Annotated in this window: 1 protein-coding gene; it reads right to left on the reverse strand. The window is 26.7% G+C overall.

The window, feature by feature from the left end; translation table 11 throughout:
- Nucleotides 1–157: 157 nt before the first annotated feature.
- The gene (locus tag CHRY9293_RS18285) at nt 158–1,882 is read right to left on the reverse strand and encodes a helix-turn-helix transcriptional regulator (protein ID WP_228455599.1); all 1,725 of its coding nucleotides are present in this window, start codon (nt 1,880–1,882) and stop codon (nt 158–160) included.
- Nucleotides 1,883–2,172: the final 290 nt, after the last annotated feature.

The raw sequence follows: 2,172 nt of genomic DNA on the forward strand, positions 1-2,172 counted from the left end.
TGTCAATCATAACTATGTAATGGTTAAAAATAATAAAAAGTGAGTTCCGAAAAATTTCTTGAGCTGTAAGAGCTCTAAATTTTCCAGAATAACTTTTTAACTTACACAGTTAGTGAGACACTACCTAATTGTTAGATTAAGTATTGACTAATTCAATTTAATGCGTTGTTGTTTTCTCAATTTCTTTAATGTAAATAGAGGGTGTGGTTCCAGTTTTTTTCTTGAACGCAGTAGAAAAAGCTTGTACATTATTATAGCCAAGTTCTTCTGCAATGGCAGTGAGTTTGTAAGATCTAAATTTTTTATCTTTTACAAGCCGTCTTAATACGTAATCAATACGTAGATCATTAAGGTAGGTAGTAAAATTTTTTTCTTTATAAGTATTAATAATTTCAGATAAATAGGCTGTATTGGTTTTTATGTTTTTTGCCAAGCTAGCTAATGTAATACCATTCTTTAAAAAATCTTCTTTGTTTTCAAAATCTTCTAGTTCTTTTATTAAAGCTTGTATTACATCTTCAGGAACAGCTTTAGTTGCTTTATTTTCTCCTTCAGCTTCCGTTTGCTCAGATATTTTAGATTCAATAAGTTCTTTTTTAATATCAGAGGATTTAGAATTTTTGTTTTCAATATTATGAATTAGCTCTTGGGCAATTTTTTGGTGTTCTTTTGCTGTTTTTTTTGCTTTATAATAAAGATATAGAATCAATAAAAGAATTAATAATAAAATACTAATAGAAATATATAAGTTTTTTTTTCTGTTTTTTAAATCGTTAATGAGGTCTTCTTTTTCCTGTAAAAGATTAGGAGTATCATATTTTTTAGGGAGTTCAACGGATAAATATCTGAATTGTTCGTCAAGTTTTTGATCAACTTTTAAAAATCGATCAATATAATACAATTGCTTTTCTTTATCATTTTTTTCTTTGTAATAATCTATAAGATAGGTGTATACTTCCCGAAGTTCGGGAAAGGTATTATTGGTCTTTTGTATATTAGAATCTATCTCTATAAAATTTTGAACTGTTTTGTCCTTTTCATGCAATCCAATGTATGTCTTACCTAAAACAAATAAAGTATAGTTAATATTTAAATCGCTGGGATCTGTTGAAAAGTATTTTTTACAAAGGAGTAAGTCGCTTACTGCTTTTTTATAATTTTCCGTTTTAAGATTATAATAGCTCTGTAGACATAAATATTTATAGTAATTGTACTTATCTTTATTTTTTAAGGAAGATTGAATTCCTTCTTTGATTAATACTTTCGCAGAATCCAACTTATTAAGAGCTATATAGGCATCTACTAAATTCTGTTGTATCTGACTTCGTTCAATATTGTATAAGGCTTTACCGTTATACAAATAATATCTAAAAGTTTTTGCTGCTTCTTTATACTTTCCAATATAGTTTTGTAAAAAAGCAATATTGAGTTCTGTAAAAGCAATTTGTCTCTCATTTTTATTTTCTTTAGCATATCTTAGTGCCAAAATGTAGCTATCAAGGGCTTGTTTAAAATAATCAAATTTAAAGTATAGGTTGCCACGTAATAAATAAATTTTTGCCGGATATACCTTTTTATCTAATTTTGTTGAATAGATGTTTACACTGTCAATGTATTTTAAAGCATCAGTAAAGGTTGCATCAAATTGCATGAGCATATATCCGTCTGCTATTTGACTTTCATTTCTTTCATTTTTTGCCTTCTGAAGAAAATATTTAGCGATTAATTTGGACTCGTAGGTTTTATCTCTAAAGTAATAATTATCGAACTTAATTTTAAGATCTAAAAAACTATATTTTTTTAAAGAATCATTCTCTATTATCTTTTGTGCATAAATAAAATTACTTAGTAGTAATAAAATAATGCTTATAAGCTTCATCATTTTGTAAATAAAGTACAAATTTACATTTTTCTCAATCAAAAAAAGATTTTGTTAAAATCAGGTTTTTTTTATGTGTTGAAAGTCAGGTTTTTATATGTTGTTTGATATGATGGATTTATAAATCCATAGTGCAATTTTCTTATTCAGATTATCCAAACTTTTTGGGCTCAGGCGCAAAAGTTGGGGGGAACTTTTAATACTATTATCTTTGCTTTATGATAAATGATCAGGAACTTCTTAAATTATTACTTCCAGAATTTTTGGTAGAACACTTTGATATACTAAAAGCC

Source organism: Chryseobacterium potabilaquae, assembly GCF_902728265.1.
Taxonomy (GTDB): Bacteria; Bacteroidota; Bacteroidia; order Flavobacteriales; family Weeksellaceae; genus Chryseobacterium; species Chryseobacterium potabilaquae.

What these genes read in the sequence shown, in the direction of transcription:
- CHRY9293_RS18285 (WP_228455599.1), bottom strand. Translation starts at nt 1,882, where the DNA reads ATGATGAAGCTTATAAGCATTATTTTATTACTACTAAGTAATTTTATT.